Below are 21,353 nucleotides of genomic sequence, written 5' to 3' on the forward strand. Positions count from 1 at the left end.
CTCTCCCAAAGCATAGGTGCCGCGATAATTCAACGTCGCAACCGATCACGGCGCGATGGGGTGATGGCGGTGCGGGGCGTTCAGTCCGAACCGGTGGCCGGTCAGGCGGCGCTGTCGATGCCCAGTTCCGCCAACTTGCGATAGAGGGTCGAGCGACCGATGCCTAGCCGCCGGGCCACTTCGGTCATGCGCCCGCGATAATGGCCGATGGCCAACCGAATGACGTCCGCCTCGATCTCCGCCAGTTGGCGGATATGGCCGTCCCCTTCGAACAGGGTAATGCCCGCGACCTCCCGATGCGGTTGCGGCACGATGCGCAGCCGACCATGGGGCGCATCGCCATGGGCGCGCCCGCGGATCTGCGCGGCGATCTGCGGAAAATCCTGGGGTGTCAGGGCATCGCCCTCGCACAGCACGGCGGCGCGGAACAGCGCGTTCTGAAGCTGGCGCACATTGCCCGGCCAATCATGCTGCATCAGTAGGGCCAGCGCGTCGTCGGTCAGGCCAAGGCCGCGCAATCCCGGCTGCGTCGCGATGCGGGCAAGCAGATGGCGGCACAGCGCCGGCACGTCGCCCAACCGCTCGCGCAGCGGCGGAATGGTGAGTTGCACGACGTTGAGGCGGTAATAAAGGTCTTCGCGGAAGCGCCCTGCTTCGATCTCGTCATGCAAGCGCTTGTTGGTGGCGGCGATGACGCGCACGTCGACATGGATCGGGCGGCGCGCGCCGATCGGCTGGACTTCGCCGTCCTGGAGCACGCGCAGCAGCTTGACCTGCGCGTCCAGCGGCATTTCGCTGACCTCGTCGAGGAAGATCGTGCCCATGTCGGCGGCAACGAATTTGCCGATCTGCCGGTCGAATGCGCCGGTGAAGGCGCCGCGTTCATGGCCGAACAGGTCGGATTCCACCAGATTGGCAGGGATGGCGCCGCAATTCACGGTGATCATGGCCTGCTTGTGGCGGGGCGACGCCGCGTGGATGGCGCGGGCGATCACATCCTTGCCGACGCCGCTTTCGCCCTCGATCAGCACGGGCACGCGGGCGCGGGCCGCCTTGGCCGCTATGGCGAGCGCGGCGCGGAACTGCGGTGCGGCGCCGACCACGTCCTCGAAGGAGAGGGCGGCGGGGATCTTCTCCGTCAGCGGGCGCAATTCGCCCTTGCCATGCTCCCCATTCAGCGTGGCGTTAAGCGCGGCGAGCAGCCTTTCAGGCGCGATCGGCTTGGCAAGATAGTCGGTCGCGCCGGCCCGCATCGCTTCCACCGCTACGGCGACATTATTGTGCGCGGTCAGGATCAACAGGGGCAGTGCCGGGCGACGGGCCCGCAATTCTCGGATCAGGCCTGCCGGCTCATAATTCGGGCTCCATTGATCGAGCAGGACGGCATCCAGCCGCATTCCATCCTGCGTGCCCAGCATCGCGATCGCGGTATCGCCGTCATTGACGAAGATGGTGCGCCATCCCGCCCTGGCGGCGAGAGCGGACACCAGCCTGCGCTGTGCCGGCTCGTCGTCGATCAACATCAGCATGGGAATGCCGTCGCGCGCCATCCTTACCCCTCATATGCGAACTGGCGCTGAAGTTAGGGAGGAGGGGTAAAGACCGCCTTAACCGCAAAAATTTTCTTGTTCGCTGAAGGCTTGAGGGGGACAAGGCTTGACGATAAGAGGATGCCCGCGAAACGGACAGAGAGGGACAGTGCATGGCTTCGGACGGCAATATGAAGAGCGCAACCCAGACCTATGAAGGGTTTGTCGCCCTCATCAAATGGGGAACCATCGCCTGCGCCCTGGTCGCGGCATTGGTCATATTGCTGATCGCCAGGTAGGGCATTCTGCGCAAAAGCGGGCATTGAATGTCCGCTTGAAACTGATGCGACGACTGGATCCGGAGCGTGTCGCCTGCAGTTCGCGCAATGCGGTCCCAGTTCCCCGGACATCTGGCCTGTTCCTGAACAGGGCGGTTCGTTCCTCCACCTGACCGCTGCGGTTCCAGAGCAACAGGACTGCCGGTCCCGGAATCCCGTCATGAGGGGGGAGCAGATGATCCCGTTCCTTCTCCTTTCCTTTTTGGCGGCTTCCATTGTCGGGGCGTTCGTCTCATCGCGGGCGCGGCCTGATGACGGCTGGGCGCTCGTTTTCGTGCTTCAGTTGCTCTCGTCCGCCATTCTTGTCGGCGGATTGATCGTCTCGGCGGAAGCGGGCAGCAGCATCGCTCGAACACTGGGCCTCCTGTCGATCGTCGCGGGCAGCGCCGCGTTTTGTGGGGGTTTCGTGGCAGCGCAGCGGCTGGACGTGCCGCCGGGGCCATGATGGAAGGCGCGAACGCGACGATCCTCGTCGGTTGGTCGCTGTCCGCCATATTATCGGCGGCGGCGTTGCTGGTCTCGATTGCGGGTGATCTCCGGCGCGGCACGCATCTGGCGGCTGCCGCGTTGATGGTCGCAGCGGCCTTGGCCCTCTATACCCATGACGTCATGGCTCTTCCGCAAATCTGCGCGGCGTTGATCACCGGAGGCGCCGTGGGCCTTGTATTGGGTCGTGGCATTCCCCGATCCCGGATCCCCTTGCTGATGAGCGGTCTTGTCGGCCTGGCCGGTCTGGCTGCCGTGCTGGTCGGAGGAGCGGCTTTGCGCGATCCCCACGCCTTCGGCCTGCTGGACGATGTGTCCGATCGACTGCGCATCGTGGGCGCCACCGGCATTGGCGCTGGCGTCTCGTGCGGGGCGATGGCTTGCGGAGGGGCGACCGCCATGTTGCGCGGCGGACGGGCGGATCGCTGGCATATTCTCATTATCGCCGTCCTGCTGCTGGCGGCGGGCGGAGCCACGGCGGCCTTTATCGCGGCGCCGGATCCGGCCCGGCTCCTCGCCTGCATCGCCGTCGCGCTGGTGGCGGGCTGGGCGGTCACGAAACGAGCCTTGCTGGCGGGAATGGGGCCAGCGCTGGCGGTAGTGAGCGGCTTTGCCGGCTGGGCCGTGGCGGCATCCGCTTTCCTGATGGAAAACATGCCGATGGCCGTCGCGGGCGGACTGGCGGGCGCGGCGGGCAGTCTTTTCGGCATTCGGCTTTGCGTCTTTGCGGAGAGGAAGGGGCTTGCCCATGCGGGGCGCCGTCCCTAACGGTTTGCGTCAAGGGACAGGCCCGTCCGGCCTTGTCGGCGTATGGGATAAGCGGATCCATGAAGAAGCTCGGTCTGATAGGCGGTCTTAGCTGGACGTCGACGGCGCGCTATTATCAGATCATCAACCAGGCCGTTTACCGCGCCCGGGGTGGCCAGCACAGCGCGCCGCTGCTGATCGAGAGCCTGGATTTCGCGGACATAGGCCGCTCCACCACAGAGGAGGAGTGGGCTCATGCTTCCGACGTGTTGACCGCGTCGGCCCGGCGGCTGGAGCAGGGCGGCGCGGCAGCGTTGCTGATCTGCGCCAATTCCATGCATCGCGTCTATGACGAGGTGCAGGCGGGCGTCGGCATTCCGATCATCAACATCGCCGACGCCGTGGGACGCAAGATGAAGGCCGACGGCATCGAAAAGGCCGCGCTGATCGGTACGCGCAATGTCATGACGGAGAAATTCTACCGCCAGCGGCTGGTGGCGCATGGCATATCATTGCTGCCGCCCGACATGGAACTAGCCGAGAGAATCGACCGCATCGTCTATGATGAGCTGACCATCGGGAAGGTCAGCCGCGAGTCCGAACGCTATATGAAGTCGGAACTCACCGATATTGCCAAGGAGAATGTGCAGGCGGCGATCCTGGCCTGCACCGAACTGGAGATGATCGTCGACGTGCGGGCGAACGTGCTGCCGATTTATGACGGCACCAGCATTCATGCGCGGGCGGGGGTCGACGTGATCCTGGGCGATTGAATCGGTCGGCGCATGCCGCGCGGCGCCGATCTTCCCCAGCAATAAAATGCTTTCGGGGGTCTGGCTGTTTTGCCGCTTAATGGTTACATGGGCCGCCACGAATCCCCCAGCAATCATGCCCAGCCCCGCATGAGACGCGCAACAGAAAGTGGCTTTACATGGACATCCGCCTCGGCCTCACCTTCGACGACGTGCTTTTGCAGCCCGCCGAATCCGACGTGCTGCCCAGTCAGGCGGATACCAGCACCCATGTGACCCGCGCGATCAAGCTGAACATCCCGATCCTCTCGTCCGCCATGGACACGGTGACGGAGGCGGACATGGCGATCGTCATGGCGCAGCTTGGCGGCCTTGGCGTCCTGCACCGCAACCTGTCCGTCGAGGAACAGGCGGACGCCGTACGGGCGGTCAAGCGCTTTGAAAGCGGCATGGTGGTGAACCCCATCACCATCACGCCCGACGCCACGCTGGCCGATGCGCAGATGCTGATGACCCGGCACAAGATCAGCGGCATTCCGGTGGTCGAGGCATCGGGCAAGCTGGTCGGCATCCTCACCAATCGTGACGTGCGCTTTGCCGAAAATCCGGCGCAGCCGGTCAGTGAACTGATGACCCATGACAATCTGGCCACGGTGAAGACCGGCGTCGGCCAGGACGAGGCGAGGCGCCTGCTGCACCAGCGCCGGATCGAAAAGCTGCTGGTGGTGGACGATAATTATCATTGTGTCGGCCTGATCACCGTCAAGGACATTGAAAAGGCCGTCACCTATCCGCAGGCGACCAAGGACGCATCGGGCCGCCTGCGCGTGGCGGCGGCATCGACCGTCGGCGACAAGGGGCTGGAACGCAGCAAGGCGCTGATCGATGCGGAATGCGACCTGATCGTCATCGACACCGCCCATGGCCACAGCCGGCAGGTGGCCGTCGCGGTGGAGGCGGTGAAGAAACTGTCCAACCATGTTCAGGTGGTCGCCGGCAACGTCGCCACCGCCGAGGCGACCAAGGCCCTGATCGGGGCCGGTGCCGACTGCGTCAAGGTGGGGATCGGGCCAGGCTCCATCTGCACCACACGGGTCGTCGCTGGCGTCGGCGTGCCGCAGTTGACCGCCGTCATGGATTCGGCGGAGGAAGCGGCCAGGCACGGCGTTCCGGTGATCGCGGATGGCGGCCTGCGCACCTCCGGCGACGTGGCGAAGGCGCTCGCTGCGGGCGCGGGCTGCGTCATGGTCGGATCGCTGCTCGCCGGTACCGCCGAGGCGCCGGGCGAAACCTTCCTCTATCAGGGCCGCGCCTATAAGAGCTATCGCGGCATGGGCAGCGTCGGGGCGATGGCGCGCGGCTCCGCCGACCGCTATTTCCAGGCCGACATCAAGGACCAGATGAAACTGGTGCCGGAGGGGATCGAGGGCCAGGTTCCCTTCAAGGGGCCGGCCAAGGACGTCATCCACCAGCTTGTCGGCGGCGTGAAGGCGGCGATGGGCTATACCGGCAGCGCCACCATCAAGGATTTGCAGGAGCGGGCGCGCTTCGTCCAGATCACCAATGCGGGCCTGTCGGAAAGCCACGTCCATGACGTGACCATCACGCGGGAAGCCCCCAATTATCCGACGCGGTAATCCCATTTTGAATGCTGTTCCCTTCGCGGGACAGGGGCATGGCGCATGACCCCGTCCGCGCGAGTCCAGGCCGCGATCGAACTGCTCGACGCCATCATATCGTCGGCGCGGGATGGCGGCCCGGCCGCCGACACGCTGATCGCGCGCTATTTCAAGGATCGGCGCTATGCCGGGTCGCGCGACCGGCGGGTGGTGCGCGACCATGTTTATGACGCCGTGCGTCGCGCGGCGGAGCGTCCCGAAAGCGGGCGCGCTGCGATGGTCGGGCTGGCTCGCGAGCGTCCGGAACTGGTCGCGCTGTTCGACGGATCGACCCATGCGCCGGCGCCGATTGCCGATGATGAAGTGGGATCGGCGGCGGGCGTCGTGCCCCGCTGGATCGACCCGTTGCTGGCGGTGCCCGTGGAACGGGACGCCTTGTTGGGCCGGGCGCCCGTCGATCTGCGCGTCAACAGGTTGAAGGCCGATCCTGACAGGGTTGCGCCGCTCTATCCCGATGCAGTGAGATTATCCGGCTTGCCCGACGCGCTGCGCCTGCCCGAAGGCGCGCCGGTCGAGCAGAGCGACCCCTGGAAATGGGGGCAGGTCGAGGTGCAGGACGCCGGGAGCCAGCTGATCTCCGCCGCTTGCGGGGCGCAGCCGGGGATGACCGTGATCGATCTCTGCGCCGGGGCAGGGGGCAAGACGCTGGCGCTGGCGAGCGCCATGGCGGGCAAGGGCATGCTGATCGCCGCCGACACCATCCGATCGCGGCTTTCGCGGCTTGATCCGCGGGCGGAGCGGGCAGGGGCCACCTTCATCGAGACGCTGCTGCTGGATCAGGGGCATGAGGCGGGCGCGCTGGAAAGTCTGCACGGCCGCGCAGACGTGGTGCTGGTCGATGCGCCCTGTTCGGGCACCGGCACCTGGCGCCGCAATCCGGAGGCGCGCTGGCGGCTGACTCCCGCGCGGCTCGACCGGCTGGTGGCGGAGCAGGCGCGGATACTGGATTTTGCCGCGCCCTTGTTGGCGCCGGGCGGCTTGTTGGTCTACGCTACCTGCGCGCTGACGGACCGGGAGGGGCGGGATCAGGTGCGGGCATTCCTGGCACGGCATGTTGGATGGAGGGCCGAACCCTTCGATGCGCCGATGGGCCGGCCCCATGGCGACGGATTGCTGCTGACGCCGGGGCATGACGGGACGGACGGTTTCTATTTCGCGCGGCTGCGACGGGCAGCGTGAAAGAGTCGATGGACAAGCGCCCGCAAAATCGCGAGACTTGGACGGAATCAGCGCCTGAAACATGGCTGGAGTTGTGCATGCGTTTTACCCCCGCCTCGATCGCCCTGGCACTATTGTTGACCACCGTTTCCAGCGTTGGGCTGACGCAACGGCCGGATTCGCAGATTTCACCGCTGTCCGTCGAATGGCAGAAGGCGGGGGAAGCGGCGCGCAAGACGGGTAATTATCAGGGTGCCACGGATGCACTGGAAAGCGCGCTGGCCGTCGATCCGCGCAACCGCATGGCCTATATCGAACTGGCCGAAGTGGCGCGGGCGCAGGGGCTGCAAGGCAAGGCGATCCGCCTGTATCGCGAAGCGCTGCTGCTGGAGCCCAATGACGTCGCCGCCCTGGTCGGCCAGGGCGAAGCGATGGTCGAGAAGGGCGCCATTGCCAAGGCAAAGGAGAATCTCGCGCAGGCACAAGGGCTGTGCAAGGCCAATTGCGCGGCTGTGGGCCAACTGGCGGTGGCGATAGAGAAAGGTCCGCCCGCTACCGTGCTGAGCGCCAAGGACAAGGTGCCCGCGCCCAAGGCTGCCGAAACCGAGACGCCTTGACGCGTTTGTCGGGGGTGTTTTTGGCCATTTGTCCTTGTCGGGCGGATTCAAATTTTACTTCTGCGATGATACAATCGGGGTAGCCCAGAAACCCAAGGTCAGCCATTTGGCGGGCGGTCGAAAATCAGCTTCTGTCAGCTTACCGACGGAAGCGGAGGCGGCGGTCAGCTCCGTCACTTGGCTGATATATCGGTCGGCATTTTTCAGCAGCATGCCGTTAGCTGTCCTGCACTCACGGGTGTCGCCTTCGGAAGCACGGATGGTCGTTCGCCAACTACAGCTGTAGCCGCGAATAAACTCGGATTTCCTGGGATTTTCGGCCTCCCATTTCGAAGGTGAGTACAGCAAACTTCCTCCGGTTCGCGATATCGCAAGTTCAAGTGGAACCCCGTCTTCATCGCTGTCGAACCGCACCATAGCGCCGGGCCATTTCAGCAGCATCTGTCGGAGATTTCGCTGTTCCCATTTCCAGGTCGCGATGTTGTCTCCCAAGCGTCTTATCATTTGCGCCTTTGACGCTCCGTTCCAGGCGTTTCGCCCATAAAGGATGACCTGGTCATTGGGGCCGTGCTTCGCATCCGGATCGAGGGGAGCCATCCATGTGGGCCATTCCAGCAGGTCGACAGGAACAGAAAGCTCATCTCGGCCCAAAGCGCGGCGAACCAATGAAACCGCCCTGTAATGCCTTTCGATTGACCCTCGGCGATCATAATTTTTCTGCCAAAGAACAATCCCATCGTCCGTCAAACATTTGTCACTATACCGATCGGTTCCGTCGAAGGACCAGATATGGCATTTTTCATCAAGAACCGTATCTTCACGCTTGCCAAGATAAACCGTTGTTCCACGAGATTTTGCGGATCCACTGATTATCAGCGTCTCTCGATGCCTTGGCGGGCCAGAATATTGAATGGATATCCCGCTTTTGAGGTCCGTTATATTGGTGTGGGTCCAACCAAACTGATATCTATCTTCTCTCAGGACATTCGCGGACCGATAGACGATAACCTTGTCATCAGGTGCATCCGTTCGTTCCATAACGGCAACATAGTCGGTTGCGCCGGGGCTGCTGAAGACTGTTTTGTCTCCCTCTTTGATGAAGAACGGGCCATTGCCGGAGAATGTGCCGAAGCTTGTGTCTCGGGGCAGCATATCCTTGCCAGACGAACCGCTACACCCGGCGACAGCCAAGGCGATGATGATCATTCTCAACAAACAGGCCCACTTCGATAAGTTGTTCGTTATCTACGCAAACTTGAATTACCAAATCCTCACTCCGGCTGACCAAGGACGTTTGGCAGGCTGATACGATTCAGTTCGTCATCACCCATAGCTGCCGCTATTGCCATCCATTTCATGAACGCGGTGGCCATCCTCAGGCCAATGACCGCTTCCCAAGCCTTGCAAAAATGCTCTAGGGCGGGCGGCATGACCAATATCTTTCTCGTCATGGCAGGGGGCGCTGTCGGATCGGCCTTGCGCTATCTGACCGGGCGTCTTGCTTTCCACATGATGCCCGGTGCGTCCTGGCCATGGGGGACGTTCGCCGCTAATGTCGTTGGCGGGTTCGTCATGGGCCTGCTCGCCGGGTGGCTGGCGCGCTTCAACACCTCGGCGGGCGAGCCGATCCGTCTGCTGCTGGCGGTCGGTCTGCTCGGCGGCTTCACCACCTTTTCTTCCTTCAGCCTGGAAACCGTGCTGATGATGGAGCGCGGGCAGATGGGCGTCGCGCTCGCCTATGTGGTCCTTTCCGTCATCGGTGCGGTGGGCGCGTTGGCCGGCGGCCTGGCCTTTATGAGGAGCATCGCATGAAGGGCCGACCTCCCGCCAAGGGCTCTGGCCCTCGCAAACCGGGCGCTGCGGCTCCGGGCCGTGCGCGCGGCGCGGCGAAGGCCGCTCGCGCCCGCAAGCCAGATGCGCCCAAGGCTGCCGCCCGATCCGCTGCAAAGGCGCCGGCCGCCAAGGCGTCCGGGGCAAAGCCCGCCGCCCGGCCCGCCGCCTCTTCGCCGGCGAAGGGCGTGTCGCTGGACGTGCGGCAGTTCCGCGTGGCGGCAGATGACGATGGCATACGGCTCGACCGCTGGTTCCAGCGGCATCTGCCTGACATCGGCTTCAACAGCGTCTCCCGCTGGGCGCGCACTGGCCAGTTGCGCGTCGATGGCGCCCGTGCCGCGCCGGGCGACCGCGTCGCCGAGGGACAGACCATCCGTGTCCCTCCTGCCGAGCCCAAGGCCCCCGAAACCGCGAAGCCCAGACGCGTCCGCCCGCAACTGACGGACGATCAGGCGGCCTTTGCCCAGGGGCTCGTCATCCATCGCGACGCGCAGGCCATCGTCATCAACAAGCCGCCCGGTCTTGCCACGCAGGGCGGCACGAAGACGGAAGATCATGTCGACGGCCTGCTCGACGCGCTGGAGTTCGACCTTGACCAGCGGCCCAAGCTTGTCCACCGGCTGGACAAGGACACGTCCGGCGCGCTGCTCATCGCGCGCACGGCCCGCTCGGCCGCCTTCTTCGCCAAGGCTTTTTCCAGCCGTACGGCGCGCAAGGTTTATTGGGCCATCGTCATGGGCGTGCCCTCCATCGAGGATGGCATGATCGAACTGCCGATCGCCAAGCAGCCGGGCACCGGCGGCGAGAAGATGCATGTGGATGAGAAGGAGGGGCTTCCCTCCCGCTCGCGCTATCGCGTGATCGAGCGTGCGGGCAATCGTGCCGCCTGGGTCGAACTGCAACCCTATACCGGTCGCACCCATCAGTTGCGCGTCCATATGGCGGCGATCGGCCATCCCATCGTCGGCGACGGCAAATATGGCGGCAAGGAGGCCTTTCTGAGCGGCACGATCAGCCGCAAGATGCACCTTCACGCCCGTCGCATCCGGGTCGATCATCCCGACGGTGGCCGGGTCGACGTGCGCGCCGACTTGCCCGATCATTTTGCCGCCAGCCTTGCCTCGCTGGGCTTTGACTTCTCCGCCGGTGACCTGCCGCTGGACGAGGAAATCGCCCGCGCGCCCACGCGGGAGGATGAGAAGAAGGCGGCCCGCGCCCACGCCAAGCAGATCCGCAAGGACCGCAAGGGCGAACGGCGGGCGCGTGGTTCTGGCGGAGCGCCGCGCAGGAAGTCATGACCAACAAGCTCGCCGTATTCGATTGCGATGGCACGCTGGTCGACAGCCAGCACAGCATCTGCGCGGCCATGATCCGCGCATTCGAGGGCGAAAATCTGGTCGCGCCGGATCGCGCGACGATCCTGTCGGTGGTCGGCCTTTCGCTTCCGCTAGCCATGGCGCGCCTGCTTCCCGATGCGGAGGTCGATTATCATGATCATCTGTCGGACCGCTACAAGCTGGCATTCCAGCAGCTTCGCCACGAAAATGCGGTGTCGGAACCCCTTTATCCCGGCATTGCGGAACTGATCCGCGAACTGGATGCCGATGGCTGGCTGCTGGGCGTGGCTACCGGCAAATCGGACCGCGGATTGCAACTCTGCCTTGGGCATCATGGCATCCACGCCCATTTCGTGACGTTGCAGACCGCCGATCGCCATCCCTCCAAGCCGCATCCCTCCATGCTGCTTACCGCCATGGCAGAGGCGGGGGCAACGCCCCAAAGCACGGTGATGATCGGCGATACCAGCTTCGACATAGACATGGCGCTGTCTGCCGGTACGCGCGCTCTGGGCGTCGGCTGGGGCTATCACACGCCGCAGGAACTGGTCAGCGCAGGGGCGCACAGCGTTGCCATGGACAGCGCCGAACTGCGCGGCCATATCCACGCTTGCCATATGGATGCCCGATGACAGGCACGCCGCCCGTTCCGCCCGTTCCGCCCGTGGACCCGGACCGGGTCGCCCGCCAGCGCTTCTTCGCGCTTGGCCTGTTCCGGCTGTCGGGCGCGCTGCTGGTGATGTTCGGCTTTCTCGTGCTGATGCAGCGCTTTCATTGGGTGCAGGGAAACAGGGCGAAGGCCATGGGCGCGATCTTCGTCATCGTCGGCCTGTTCCAGTTCGTCATCGTTCCGCGTCTGCTGCTCGCATTGTTCAGGAAACCGCCGCAATCATGAAACGCTTCTACCAGGATGCTGCCGTCGTTGCGGGCGAATCCGGTTTTGAAATCCACCTTGACGGCCGCCCGGTCCGTACGCCGGCTCGTGAGCCACTGGCGTTGCCCACCCATAGGCTTGCAGAGGCGGTTGCGGAAGAATGGCGCGCGCAGGGCGATGTGGTCGACCCCCGATCCATGCCGTTCACCGGCCTCGCCAACGGAGCCATCGACCAGATCGCGCCCAATCGGGAGAGCTTTGCCGCTGGGATTGCCCGCTATGCCGAGAGCGACCTGCTCTGCTATCGCGCGGAAGGTCCGACGGAGCTTGTCGTCCGGGAGTCGGCGGCCTGGGATCCGCTGCTGGAATGGGCCATGGCGCGCTACGACGTCGCCTTTCGGGTGACGCAGGGTATCATTCCGGTCGCTCAGCCCGACGAGACGCTGGCACGGCTGACGGCGGTCGTGACAGCCTTTGATCCTTTTACCCTGGCAGGCCTTTCGACGCTGGTGACGCTGTCCGGCTCGCTGGTCTGTGGTCTGGCGGTGGTGGAGGGCGGCCACGATGCCGACCTGATCTGGACGGCTGCCGAGATCGACGAAGCATGGGAAGTCGAACAATGGGGCGAGGACAAGGAGGCGGCGGCCCGGTCAGCGCAGCGCAGGCACGAATTTGCCATGGCACGAGCCTTTTGTGAGACGACTCGCGCCTGACCGGGTGGGAATGACGCGGCGTCTTCGTTCAATATCAACAGGCGGGCCATCCCCTCGCGCCCGCATTCGTTGCATGACCGAGGAGTGCGCCATCTTGCTGTCCCGTTTTTCCCTCTTTGCCCTGATCACCCTGTCCGCGCCGCTTGCGCTATCGGCCCCTGCGCTGGCCCAGCAGGCGGCCCAGGCCGCTCCCGCCGCGGGGCAGATGAGCTCGGCACAGATCGCCGCCTTCAACCAGGCCGTAACTGATTTCACCGCCGGACAGACCGCGCAGCAGGCTGGCGACAATGCCGCCGCCGCCGCGAAATATGAAGCCGCACTGCCCGCCATCCGCACGGCGGTGCAGGCCGATCCCGCCAGGATCGACAATGTGAATTTCCTCGCCAATGCGCTTTATGCAGATGCGGCGGCGCAGGGCGCGCTTGGTCGGATGGACAAGGTGATCGCGCTTTACACCGAATCCGCGCCCTATTGGCGCAAGCTGGCGGAAGCGAAGCCGACCGACGCCGCCAGCCGCAATATCTTCGCTGGCATATTGATCCAGATGGGCAATCAGAAGCTGGTCGGCGGTGACAAGACGGCTGCGGACCCGCTCTATGAGGAGGCCCTTGCCCTCGCGCGCAAGTCAGTCGCGGAAAATGGCAAGGATGCGGTGTCCCGGAACATCCTGCTGTCCGCGCTGATCGGTGCCAGCCAGACCGCAAACGACCCGGCCCTGTCCGCCGAGGCGCTGACCATGGGCAAGGCCATGCTGAGCGACGGCACCATCGATGCGATGAACAAGCCCTCGATCGAGGCGATGACGGGTACGAAAGCGGGCTGACGCCGCTTTCGTACTTTGGTTCAGTCGTGCTCCCGCATCGGCTTGCGCCGTAGCGCGGGTCGCGGGAGCAGGCCGTATTTCAACCAGGTCAGTCCCGCTTCAAGCCGCTATGCCCACGATCTTGTCGGCATAGAGCAGGCGACCGGGACCCATCAGGCCGATAAATTGCGGCAGCATATGGCGGGCAAGCGCGAAACAGCCCTCGCTGCGGCCAATCTTGCCCCAGGTGGCGATATGGTTTTCGCTGACATAATCGGCGCCATGTACAACGATGGCGCGCATTTCCGCATTGTTGTTCTGGGGATCCAGGCCCGCCAGGCGCATTGCCCGGCCATGTTGGCCCTCATAGATTTCGCTGGTCTTGAAGGCACCGGAACTGCTCGCCATCGAATTGGGCTCATTGGAAAAGCTCTGGAGCCAGCCCGAATGTTCCGGGTCGGAACCGCGGCCATGGGCGACGAGATAGGAGCTTGTCTGGCCGCCGATCAGATCGACGACATGGAAGCGCAATTCGCGTGACGGCGCGTTGAAATCGGCCAGTGCGACCCGGTCGCGCAGGGTGAACATGTGACCGTGCTGATCCAGAGCAGCCTTTGCGCGCTCCAGCAGTTGTGCATAGGGCTGGGTAGCGAGCGGTCCGGTCGATGCCGGGCGTGGCGCAGGGGGAACAGCCGGTTGCGGCTGCATTTCGCCCAGCGGAGCGGCGCGCCCCGCACTGTCGGCCAGAAACGAAAAAGCCAGCCCGCTCAAAGCGAGCTTGGTAAAACTGCGACGATCCATGAATCGCAATATAGCAAAGGAGCAGCGCCAGTCCAAGGGCGGGGCAGTGTCGTCCCCGCCGTCAGTCCCGGCAATGACCGTAAAACCGCCGTCCCGCCTCCTTTTCGGGGCGGGGCGATCGCGAAGGGGACGCCGGGTCCTATTCCGTGGCGTTGGCGCCTTCGTCTCCGCCGAGGCGCGCGGTCATGCCGGTCGCGGCGGCATCGTCCTCGATTTGCTGCTGTTCGGAAATGCTGGGCGGCGGCGCGGGTTCCGGCGCGGCATTGTTGCTCGGCTCGGGCGCCGGCGCGACGGGTTCTTCCTGGATGACGTTCTCCGCAGGCGGCTCGACCAGATTATTGGTCACTGGCGCCTCTTCCTCCTTCTTGCCGCAGGCGGCGAGGACGAGCGTGCCGGCGAGGGCGACAAGGGCGAATTTGCGCATGAAGATCAATCCTTGGATGCGATGGAGGTGGCGGGCGCGGCGGTCGGATCCACGCGGCGGCTGGACGCTTCGATCTTCTCGGCCAGCAGCTTGTCCCAGCCATAGGGATCGGAACGGAAGCTCATCGTGCCATTATTGCCGGCAAAGGCTGTCCAGTAGAGCAGGTACACGGCCACTTCCTTGGGCAGCGACACCCTCTGGGTCTTGCCGGTATCGATCAGCGACTGGATCTTGCCCGCCAGATCGGGATTGCCGGCCACCATCAGTTCCGCCAACGGAACGGGCTTTTCCAGGCGGATGCAGCCATGGCTCGCCAATCGGTCATAGCTCGAAAACTTCGCCCGTGACGGCGTATCGTGCAGATAGACGGCGAACGGGTTGTTGAAGTCGAACTTCAACCGGCCGAGCGCGCTGTTGGGGCCCGCCGGCTGCACTATCCGCTCGCCAGTCTCCGGCGTGCCGACAATCTTGTAGCCTTGCCGGATCAGCGTGGCGCGCCCCTTGGGCCACAATTCGCGCTTCGCGATGGAGGCGGGGACGTTCCAGGGCGGATTGACGACGATCGAATGGATGCTGGACGACAGCATCGGCGTCGCATTGTCCGGCGCGCCGGTGACGGCGCGCATCGACGTCACGGGTTCATCACCCTCGAACACTGTCAGCACCGCCGCGGCGATGTTCACCTGCACCCGGTTAACCGGCAACTCGCGGGGCATCCAGCGCCAGCGTTCCATATTCGCCATGATCGCGGCGATGCGGTCGTCCACCGGCACGTTCAATTCCTTGAGCGTCCGCGCGTCGAGCAGGCCGGTGGGATTGAGACCATAGCGCCGCTGCGCCCGCTGCAGAACATCAACCAGCTTCTCGGTGGGCGTGACGCTCTTGTCCTCGATCGCGATGCGCGCGCGCACGACGTCGGGGGAGGAGTGCGCCGTCAGGGTCGGCCAGCCTCCCGCGTCGCGAATCCGCTCGTAATTGGCCAGGCCCTTGCGAAGTCCGTCATAGCCGGCATAGGGCGGCGTCAGGCTGAGCGCCCATTGCGGCAGCCTGTCCTCGCTGATCGCCTTGGCAAGGCCGGGGCGAGGATCGAAGCGCGCCGGCCGCAAAGCCCAGATCTCCAGGAAATCGGCGGTGTCCACGCGGCCCGTGCTCAACGCCTTCGCTCGATCCAGCACGGCGGACAGAAGGGCATCGCCCTTGAGCGTCTCGGTCGCTCTGGCTCGCGCCATCAGCCCCTGAACCGCGCCACCCCTGAGCCAGTCGTTCAGCCATTTTTCCTGCGCTGCCGTCGGTTGCGGTAGTGGCACGGGCGGCGGCGTCACCATCGCGGGCGGCAGTATCACCTGAGGCGCCGGCGGTTGAGACGAGGGCGCCGGGATGGTCGGCGCGACCGTCGGCGGCTGCGCCACTGTCGGGCTCGCGACAGCGCTCAGGAGGGAAATAATGGAAAAACGGATCAATTCGGGACGGTTCATGCTGGACCAGATAGCGCAAAGCCCGCATCGTTCAAACTCGAAGATAGCGGATAAGATGATGCTGCATGTCGTTCACCATCCGGCTTATGTCTCTCCGGCAACAGAGGGCAGTTCCTTTCGCTTCGACAAATATGGGCTTGTGATGGAAGCGCTGAGCATGGCGGCGACAGCCTTTACCGTGCATGAACCCGCCCCGATGCCGCGCGCGTGGATAGAGGCGGTTCACGATCCGGCCTATGTCGAAGAGGTGGCGACGCAGACTGTTCCTCGGGAAAAGGAAAGGCGCATCGGCTTTTCCGTGACGGAGCGGGTGTCGCGCCGCTCCATGCTGTCGCCCGGCGGCACGTGGCTGGCGGCGCGGCTCGCCATGCAGCATGGCTATGCTGCCAATGCGGCGGGCGGCAGCCATCACGCGCTGCCCGACAGTGGGGCGGGATATTGCGTGTTCAACGACCTTGCCATCGCCGCCCACCGGCTGATCGAGGAGCGGGGGGTGAACCGCATATTGATCCTCGACCTCGACGTCCATCAGGGCGACGGTACGGCGGTGATGACTGGGGGACGGAGCGAAATCTTCACCCTCTCCATCCATGCGGAACGGAATTTCCCCGTGCGCAAGGCTCGCTCGACACTTGATATCGGCCTTCCCGATGGAACGGGCGATGAGGCCTATATGGATGCGTTGATGAAGGTTTTCCCGCGAACGCTCGACGATTTCCAGCCTGACCTGATCCTCTATCAGGCCGGCGTCGACCCGCATGTGGATGACCGGCTGGGGCGGCTGGCGCTCAGCGACGCAGGGCTGGACCGCCGGGACCGCGCGGTGATGCGCTGCGCGCGCAGTCGCGCTATTCCGCTGGCCAGCACCATGGGCGGCGGCTATGGCGAGGATCGAATGGCCGTTGCCCGCCGACATGCGGAATGCATGATCCGCCTGGCGGAAGAGGCGATGGGGGCTGGGGGCTATAGCCCGACCCTTTAGAGCGGATTTCGATCTGATTGAATCAGATCCCCGCTCTGGTTTCCTTGTTTTCCGCGATTTCTTAACCAGCGATCGGTTCCGATCGCTTGGAAATCGCTCTAATGCACCGTATCGGGGTTCACCGATTGGGCTTCGGGCGCATGCCGGCTTTCCATGATTTTCGCGGCAACCAGTCCCGCCGCGACCAGGGCGACGAAATCGCTGAAGGCCAGATAAAGAATGTAGCCCCACGGCGCATGGTTGAACACGGCCTGGCCGATATGCAGCCACAGCACCGCCGCCAGTGCGAACAGGACCGTTGCTCTCATCCTGCTGTCTGCGTCCACGAACCGCAGCATCAGCGCGATGATGACGCCGACGACCAGCGCCAGGATCAGGCCGCCGATCAGCGCGCTGGCGTCAGTCACGGGAAATCCGCCATTATTGTAGAAGATCGTTGCGACCGGACCCTTGCCGTAAAGGATGGTGCCCTGGGCGGTGGACGGATCGGGAATCACATAGACGCCGGTGCCGGATGGCGTCAGCGCCTGCGCGAGGGCGGCCTGCAGGTTGCTGCCGGCGGCGGCCTCCGCACGGTGAAAGGCGAGGGCGCTGAGCGGCGTCCCCCAGAAGATGAAACCGACAATATAGAGTGTGACGCCGCCGATCAGGCCGCCCAACAGGGTCTTGAACATATGCCCTCCTGTCCTCTCAATGGCTGAGAGGCTGACGGACAAACGCCAAAGCCGCAATATCTTTCCCGACGGGCGATCAGTCGGCCGTGCGGGAAGCCTTTTCCGCGATGCCCGACACGCCCTCTCTCCGGTCGAGTTCGTCCAGCACATCGTCCAGGGAAATGTCGAGATCGGCCAGCAGCACCAGCAGGTGGAACAGCAGGTCCGCGCTTTCGCCTATCGCTCCGTCGCGATCCGACGCCATGGCGGCGATCACCGTCTCCACGGCCTCCTCGCCGACCTTCTGCGCGATCTTGGCCCGGCCGCGTGCGGTCAGCCTCGCCACATAGGACTGGTCGGGATCGGCCTCCCGCCTTTGGCGGATGGTTCGTTCAAGGTCGAAAAGGGTCGCGCGCATGGCGCCATGAAGCGCCACGCGCGCGAGCCGTCAAACGAAAATTTACTTGCGCTTGCGCCGGGCAACGAAAACCCGTGCGCCGAGCGCTGCGGCGCCAAGGCCGAACAGCGCCATCTGCTCCGGTTCGGGCACTGGCGTCGGCGCGCCGCCGGACGACGAACCGCCGCCGGAGCTGCTGGAACCGCCGCACTTCTTGCCCCAGCACCACGTCGCTTCCGCCGGAGCCGCCGCACCCATCAGAGCGACCACGCCGGCGGCCAGAAGCAGCTTGTTCACATTCATCATCTTCACCCCGCTGTTGATTAGGTCAGGTGGGCGAAGAGATGCAGGCATCGTGCCATTCGAGCGAATTGCAGGCCTCGCGGGGCCGTCATGGTTAATGCCGATCTGCCTTCATTGGTTAATGTAAAGGCAACCGACATTTTCGGAGCAACCGGGTCGATCAGGTGGCCCGAACGGCGATGCCCGCGGCAGCCAGCGCCTGATGCGCTTCAGCAATGCTATGTTGACCGAAGTGAAATATGGAGGCCGCGAGCACCGCGCTGGCATGCCCCTCGACAACACCTTCGACCAGATGATGCAGCGTGCCCACGCCGCCGCTGGCGATCACGGGTACCGACACCGCGTCGGCGATGGTACGGGTAAGGGCAAGGTCATAGCCCGCCTTGGTGCCGTCCCCATCCATGGACGTGACCAGCAGTTCGCCGGCGCCCAGTTCGGCAAGACGCACCGCATGCTCCAGCGCATCGATGCCGGTGGGCTTGCGGCCGCCATGGGTGAAGATTTCCCAACGGCCGTCGCCCACCCGTCGCGCATCGACCGAGCCGACGATGCACTGGCTGCCGAAGCGGTCGGCAATGTCGGCCACCACCTCCGGCCGGGCGACCGCCGCGCTGTTCACCGCGACCTTGTCCGCGCCGGCCAGCAGCAAGGCGCGGGCATCCTCCGGGCTGCGCACGCCGCCACCCACGGTCACCGGCATGAAGCAGACCTCCGCCGTGCGCCGGACCACGTCGATGATCGTGCCGCGCGCCTCATGCGTGGCGGTGATGTCGAGGAAGCAGAGCTCGTCCGCACCCGCCGCGTCATAGATCTTCGCCTGCTCGACCGGATCGCCCGCATCGCGCAGATCGATGAAGTTCACGCCCTTGACCACGCGGCCATTGGCGACGTCCAGGCAGGGGATGACGCGGGTGCGGACAGTCATGCCGCCGCCTGCGCCACCGCCAGCGCCGCCTTCAGGTCCAGCCGCCCGTCATAGAGCGCGCGGCCCGTGATCACGCCCTCAATGCCCTCGTCGGCATGCAGGCTCAGCACGCGAATGTCCGCGATCCCGGCGACGCCGCCGCTGGCGATCACCGGAATGTCGGTGGCGCGGGCCAGATCGACGGTCGCGTCGATATTGCAGCCCTTGAGCAGGCCGTCGCGGCCGACATCGGTGAACAGCAGGCTGGCCACGCCCGCATCCTCGAACCGGCGGGCAAGGTCGACCACTGGCATGTCGGACTTCTCCGCCCAGCCATCGGTCGCGACGAAGCCGTCCCGCGCATCCACCGCCACCACGATCCCGCCGGGGAAGTCCCGCGCGGCCGCCTTGACGAAGTCCGGATCCTTGAGCGCCGCCGTGCCGATGACGATGCGCGATACGCCGAGGTCGAACCAGCGTTCCACCGCCTCCCGATTGCGGATGCCGCCGCCCAGTTGCACATGGCCGGGAAAGGCCGCGACGATCGCCTCGACAGCCTCGGCATTGACCGCGCGGCCCGCAAAGCTGCCGTCCAGGTCCACCACATGCAGATGCTGCGCGCCCGCTTGCGCGAACAGCACCGCCTGGGCGGCTGGATTGTCGCCATAGACGGTGGCGCGGTTCATGTCGCCCTCGGCCAGGCGGACGACCTGGCCGCCCTTGAGGTCGATGGCGGGGAAGACGATCAGGCTCATATTATCCTCGGCGGTTTCAGGGACGCCAATCCAGAAAACGGGACAGGAAGGAAAGGCCATAGCTCTGGCTCTTTTCCGGGTGAAACTGGCAGCCGATGATCGTGTCGCGCGCCACCGCGGCGACCAGCGGCCCGCCATGATCGGTGACGGCGGCGACATCCGCCTGGTCGGCGGCCTCGAAATGATAGCTGTGCAGGAAATAGGCCTCGCCCGCATGTAGCAGCGGCGGCGTGCCGCGCAGCATCACGTCGTTCCAGCCCATGTGCGGCACCTTGATCGCGGGGTCGCTCGGCTCGATCAGCCTGACGGTGCCGGCTATCCAGCCCAGGCCTTCATGGCGGCCGAACTCTTCCCCGGCATCGGCCAGCAACTGCATGCCCACGCACACGCCCAGGAAAGGCACGCCGCGCTTGTGGACGGCTTCGTTCATCGCCTCCACCATGCCGGGGATCGCGACCAGCGCGTCGCGGCAGGCGCGGAAGGCGCCGACGCCGGGCAGGACGATGCGATCCGCCCTGGTTACGACTTCCGGATCGGCGGTGATGACGGCGTGATCCGCCCCCGCCTTGCGCAGGGCGTTATGCACCGAATGAAGGTTGCCCGCGCCATAGTCGATCAGGGCAAGCGCTGTCACAGCATCCCCTTGGTCGAGGGAATGGCGTCTGCCTTGCGCGGGTCGATCTCCACCGCCTGCCGCAACGCGCGGGCGAGGCCCTTGAAGCAGCTTTCGACGATATGGTGATTGTTGCTGCCGTAGAGATTTTCGATGTGCAGCGTGATCCCGGCGGCCTGGGCGAAGCTGTGGAAGAAATGCTCCACCATCTCGCTGTCCCATTCCCCGATGCTCTGGACGGTGAGGCCCACCTTGAACACCAGCCAGGGGCGGCCGGAAATGTCCAGCGACACGCGGGTCAGCGTCTCGTCCATCGGGGAATAGACGCTGCCGTAGCGGGAAATGCCGCGTTTGTCGCCAAGCGCCTTCGCCACCGCCTCGCCAATGGCGATCGCCGTGTCCTCGGTCGTGTGATGCTGGTCCACATGCAGGTCGCCGACCGTCTTCACGTCCATGTCGATCAGCGAATGACGAGACAGCTGCTCGATCATGTGATCCAGGAAGCCAATGCCCGTCGAAACGGTATAGATGCCGGTGCCGTCCAGGTTGACGGTCACGTCGATCTGCGTTTCCGCAGTATTGCGGTGAATGTCGGCCGTGCGCATGGCTGCGCCCTATAGCGCACTGTGCCCGTCTTGCAATGTGCTCGGGCAATCTTTGGCGCGGACTTGACCCGCGCCGCTGCGCCGTTAGGACATTGGCGCATGAGCGACGACCTGCCCGACAGCCTGATTCCCTATGATGAAATCGTGCAGGAGGCCCTGCGCGCAGTGGTTGGCCGCGTGCTGGGTGAGATCGAGCGGTCCGGTGGCCTGCCGGGGACGCATCATTTCTACATCACCTTCAAGACTCAGGCGGCCGGAGTGGATATTCCCCGCCATCTGGTCGAGCGCTTTCCCGACGAAATGACCATCGTGCTCCAGAACAAATTCTGGGATCTGAAGGTCAGTGACGACGAATTCGGGGTCAGCCTGACCTTCAACCAGGTGGCGGCGCACCTGACGATTCCGTTCGCCGCGATCACCGCCTTCGTCGATCCGGCGGTGAATTTCGCGCTTCAGTTCCAGGCGCAGGCCGACATTGCCCCAGAACCGCATGAAGAGGCGGAAAATGACGCGCCGCAGGTGACGACGGAGGACGGCTCCAACGTCGTGACGGTTGACTTCGGCAAGAAGAAATAA

At 64.6% G+C, this 21,353-nt stretch carries 28 protein-coding genes; 15 read left to right on the forward strand and 13 right to left on the reverse strand.

The annotated features are described in order from the left end of the window. Window positions 1–101: 101 nt before the first annotated feature. Window positions 102–1,550 carry a sigma-54-dependent transcriptional regulator gene (locus MRBLMA1_RS00415; RefSeq protein WP_363734458.1) on the reverse strand — a complete coding sequence of 483 codons (1,449 nt, stop codon included), beginning with the start codon at window positions 1,548–1,550 and terminating at the stop codon, window positions 102–104. Window positions 1,551–1,720: 170 nt separating this feature from the next. On the opposite strand from MRBLMA1_RS00415, the gene MRBLMA1_RS00420 reads away from it, so the two are divergent. From MRBLMA1_RS00420 to MRBLMA1_RS00450, 7 genes are all read left to right on the forward strand, one after another. Beyond that, the gene (locus MRBLMA1_RS00420) at window positions 1,721–1,828 is read left to right on the forward strand and encodes an aa3-type cytochrome c oxidase subunit IV (RefSeq protein WP_363734459.1); all 108 of its coding nucleotides are present in this window, start codon (window positions 1,721–1,723) and stop codon (window positions 1,826–1,828) included. A 214-nt stretch (window positions 1,829–2,042) separates the two neighbouring features. Next, window positions 2,043–2,312: a proton-translocating transhydrogenase family protein gene (locus MRBLMA1_RS00425; protein ID WP_363734460.1), complete on the forward strand. Its 270-nt coding sequence runs from the start codon at window positions 2,043–2,045 to the stop codon at window positions 2,310–2,312. Beyond that, complete coding sequence (locus MRBLMA1_RS00430) at window positions 2,309–3,121, forward strand: NAD(P)(+) transhydrogenase (Re/Si-specific) subunit beta (RefSeq protein WP_363734461.1); 813 nt, start codon at window positions 2,309–2,311, stop codon at window positions 3,119–3,121. The genes MRBLMA1_RS00425 and MRBLMA1_RS00430 overlap by 4 nt, the downstream gene beginning before the upstream one ends. 59 nt (window positions 3,122–3,180) lie before the next feature. After that, window positions 3,181–3,873, forward strand: a complete 693-nt coding sequence (locus MRBLMA1_RS00435) for an aspartate/glutamate racemase family protein (protein WP_363734462.1) — start codon at window positions 3,181–3,183, stop codon at window positions 3,871–3,873. Between the two features lie 158 nt (window positions 3,874–4,031). Further along, window positions 4,032–5,489 (forward strand): IMP dehydrogenase, encoded by a 1,458-nt coding sequence (guaB, locus tag MRBLMA1_RS00440; RefSeq protein ID WP_133652362.1) that lies wholly within the window; start codon window positions 4,032–4,034, stop codon window positions 5,487–5,489. Window positions 5,490–5,534: 45 nt separating this feature from the next. Then, window positions 5,535–6,710, forward strand: a complete 1,176-nt coding sequence (locus MRBLMA1_RS00445; RefSeq protein ID WP_363734463.1) for an RsmB/NOP family class I SAM-dependent RNA methyltransferase — start codon at window positions 5,535–5,537, stop codon at window positions 6,708–6,710. 77 nt (window positions 6,711–6,787) lie between these two features. After that, the gene (locus MRBLMA1_RS00450) at window positions 6,788–7,306 is read left to right on the forward strand and encodes a tetratricopeptide repeat protein (RefSeq protein WP_133652360.1); all 519 of its coding nucleotides are present in this window, start codon (window positions 6,788–6,790) and stop codon (window positions 7,304–7,306) included. Window positions 7,307–7,360: 54 nt separating this feature from the next. Here MRBLMA1_RS00450 and MRBLMA1_RS00455 read toward each other — a convergent pair whose 3' ends face one another. Together MRBLMA1_RS00455 and MRBLMA1_RS00460 are read right to left on the reverse strand one after the other, a co-directional pair. Beyond that, window positions 7,361–8,512 carry a hypothetical protein gene (locus MRBLMA1_RS00455; RefSeq protein WP_363734464.1) on the reverse strand — a complete coding sequence of 384 codons (1,152 nt, stop codon included), beginning with the start codon at window positions 8,510–8,512 and terminating at the stop codon, window positions 7,361–7,363. Window positions 8,513–8,577: 65 nt separating this feature from the next. Continuing rightward, window positions 8,578–8,736, reverse strand: coding sequence for a hypothetical protein (locus MRBLMA1_RS00460; RefSeq protein ID WP_363734465.1), 159 nt, complete (start codon window positions 8,734–8,736; stop codon window positions 8,578–8,580). On the opposite strand from MRBLMA1_RS00460, the gene crcB reads away from it, so the two are divergent. The 6 genes from crcB (at window position 8,735) to MRBLMA1_RS00490 (ending at window position 12,886) form a co-directional block, all read left to right on the forward strand. Continuing rightward, the gene (gene crcB / locus MRBLMA1_RS00465; protein WP_363734466.1) at window positions 8,735–9,118 is read left to right on the forward strand and encodes a fluoride efflux transporter CrcB; all 384 of its coding nucleotides are present in this window, start codon (window positions 8,735–8,737) and stop codon (window positions 9,116–9,118) included. The two genes, MRBLMA1_RS00460 and crcB, sit on opposite strands and share 2 nt — an antisense overlap. Continuing rightward, complete coding sequence (locus MRBLMA1_RS00470; RefSeq protein WP_363734467.1) at window positions 9,115–10,437, forward strand: RluA family pseudouridine synthase; 1,323 nt, start codon at window positions 9,115–9,117, stop codon at window positions 10,435–10,437. Before crcB ends, MRBLMA1_RS00470 begins: the two co-directional genes overlap by 4 nt. Further along, window positions 10,434–11,108, forward strand: coding sequence for an HAD-IA family hydrolase (locus MRBLMA1_RS00475; RefSeq protein WP_363734468.1), 675 nt, complete (start codon window positions 10,434–10,436; stop codon window positions 11,106–11,108). The genes MRBLMA1_RS00470 and MRBLMA1_RS00475 overlap by 4 nt, the downstream gene beginning before the upstream one ends. Then, the gene (locus MRBLMA1_RS00480) at window positions 11,105–11,371 is read left to right on the forward strand and encodes a hypothetical protein (RefSeq protein WP_363734469.1); all 267 of its coding nucleotides are present in this window, start codon (window positions 11,105–11,107) and stop codon (window positions 11,369–11,371) included. Before MRBLMA1_RS00475 ends, MRBLMA1_RS00480 begins: the two co-directional genes overlap by 4 nt. Further along, on the forward strand, window positions 11,368–12,063 hold the full coding sequence (locus tag MRBLMA1_RS00485; protein ID WP_363734470.1) for an ATP12 family chaperone protein: 696 nt from the start codon (window positions 11,368–11,370) through the stop codon (window positions 12,061–12,063). The genes MRBLMA1_RS00480 and MRBLMA1_RS00485 overlap by 4 nt, the downstream gene beginning before the upstream one ends. A gap of 94 nt (window positions 12,064–12,157) precedes the next feature. Then, complete coding sequence (locus MRBLMA1_RS00490) at window positions 12,158–12,886, forward strand: hypothetical protein (protein WP_363734471.1); 729 nt, start codon at window positions 12,158–12,160, stop codon at window positions 12,884–12,886. Between the two features lie 99 nt (window positions 12,887–12,985). Here MRBLMA1_RS00490 and MRBLMA1_RS00495 read toward each other — a convergent pair whose 3' ends face one another. The 3 genes from MRBLMA1_RS00495 to MRBLMA1_RS00505 form a co-directional block, all read right to left on the reverse strand. Then, entirely contained in the window at window positions 12,986–13,666 is a 681-nt protein-coding gene (locus MRBLMA1_RS00495; protein WP_363734472.1) for a murein L,D-transpeptidase catalytic domain family protein, read from the reverse strand. Window positions 13,667–13,805: 139 nt separating this feature from the next. Further along, a complete protein-coding gene (locus MRBLMA1_RS00500; protein ID WP_363734473.1) occupies window positions 13,806–14,090 on the reverse strand; it encodes a hypothetical protein in 285 nt (94 codons plus the stop codon). Window positions 14,091–14,095: 5 nt separating this feature from the next. Beyond that, a complete protein-coding gene (locus tag MRBLMA1_RS00505) occupies window positions 14,096–15,565 on the reverse strand; it encodes a L,D-transpeptidase family protein (RefSeq protein ID WP_363734474.1) in 1,470 nt (489 codons plus the stop codon). Window positions 15,566–15,623: 58 nt separating this feature from the next. On the opposite strand from MRBLMA1_RS00505, the gene MRBLMA1_RS00510 reads away from it, so the two are divergent. Further along, window positions 15,624–16,547 carry a histone deacetylase family protein gene (locus MRBLMA1_RS00510; protein WP_363735352.1) on the forward strand — a complete coding sequence of 308 codons (924 nt, stop codon included), beginning with the start codon at window positions 15,624–15,626 and terminating at the stop codon, window positions 16,545–16,547. Between the two features lie 98 nt (window positions 16,548–16,645). On the opposite strand, the gene MRBLMA1_RS00515 is transcribed toward MRBLMA1_RS00510, so the two are convergent. The 7 genes from MRBLMA1_RS00515 to hisB all read right to left on the reverse strand — a co-directional run bounded on the left by MRBLMA1_RS00515 (window position 16,646) and on the right by hisB (window position 20,777). Continuing rightward, window positions 16,646–17,221: a hypothetical protein gene (locus MRBLMA1_RS00515; RefSeq protein WP_363734475.1), complete on the reverse strand. Its 576-nt coding sequence runs from the start codon at window positions 17,219–17,221 to the stop codon at window positions 16,646–16,648. A gap of 76 nt (window positions 17,222–17,297) precedes the next feature. Further along, window positions 17,298–17,618, reverse strand: a complete 321-nt coding sequence (locus MRBLMA1_RS00520; protein ID WP_133652349.1) for a phosphoribosyl-ATP diphosphatase — start codon at window positions 17,616–17,618, stop codon at window positions 17,298–17,300. Between the two features lie 42 nt (window positions 17,619–17,660). Then, window positions 17,661–17,900: a PEP-CTERM sorting domain-containing protein gene (locus MRBLMA1_RS00525; RefSeq protein ID WP_363735353.1), complete on the reverse strand. Its 240-nt coding sequence runs from the start codon at window positions 17,898–17,900 to the stop codon at window positions 17,661–17,663. 160 nt (window positions 17,901–18,060) lie between these two features. Continuing rightward, the gene (gene hisF / locus MRBLMA1_RS00530; protein ID WP_133652348.1) at window positions 18,061–18,825 is read right to left on the reverse strand and encodes an imidazole glycerol phosphate synthase subunit HisF; all 765 of its coding nucleotides are present in this window, start codon (window positions 18,823–18,825) and stop codon (window positions 18,061–18,063) included. Then, the gene (gene hisA, locus MRBLMA1_RS00535; RefSeq protein ID WP_133652403.1) at window positions 18,822–19,559 is read right to left on the reverse strand and encodes a 1-(5-phosphoribosyl)-5-[(5-phosphoribosylamino)methylideneamino]imidazole-4-carboxamide isomerase; all 738 of its coding nucleotides are present in this window, start codon (window positions 19,557–19,559) and stop codon (window positions 18,822–18,824) included. Before hisA ends, hisF begins: the two co-directional genes overlap by 4 nt. Window positions 19,560–19,575: 16 nt before the next feature. Further along, a complete protein-coding gene (hisH, locus tag MRBLMA1_RS00540; RefSeq protein WP_363734476.1) occupies window positions 19,576–20,193 on the reverse strand; it encodes an imidazole glycerol phosphate synthase subunit HisH in 618 nt (205 codons plus the stop codon). Then, on the reverse strand, window positions 20,190–20,777 hold the full coding sequence (gene hisB / locus MRBLMA1_RS00545; protein WP_133652346.1) for an imidazoleglycerol-phosphate dehydratase HisB: 588 nt from the start codon (window positions 20,775–20,777) through the stop codon (window positions 20,190–20,192). The genes hisH and hisB overlap by 4 nt, the downstream gene beginning before the upstream one ends. A 99-nt stretch (window positions 20,778–20,876) precedes the next feature. On the opposite strand from hisB, the gene MRBLMA1_RS00550 reads away from it, so the two are divergent. Continuing rightward, window positions 20,877–21,353: an SspB family protein gene (locus MRBLMA1_RS00550; RefSeq protein ID WP_133652345.1), complete on the forward strand. Its 477-nt coding sequence runs from the start codon at window positions 20,877–20,879 to the stop codon at window positions 21,351–21,353.

This window comes from Sphingobium sp. LMA1-1-1.1 (assembly GCF_040676365.1).
GTDB lineage: Bacteria > Pseudomonadota > Alphaproteobacteria > Sphingomonadales > Sphingomonadaceae > Sphingobium.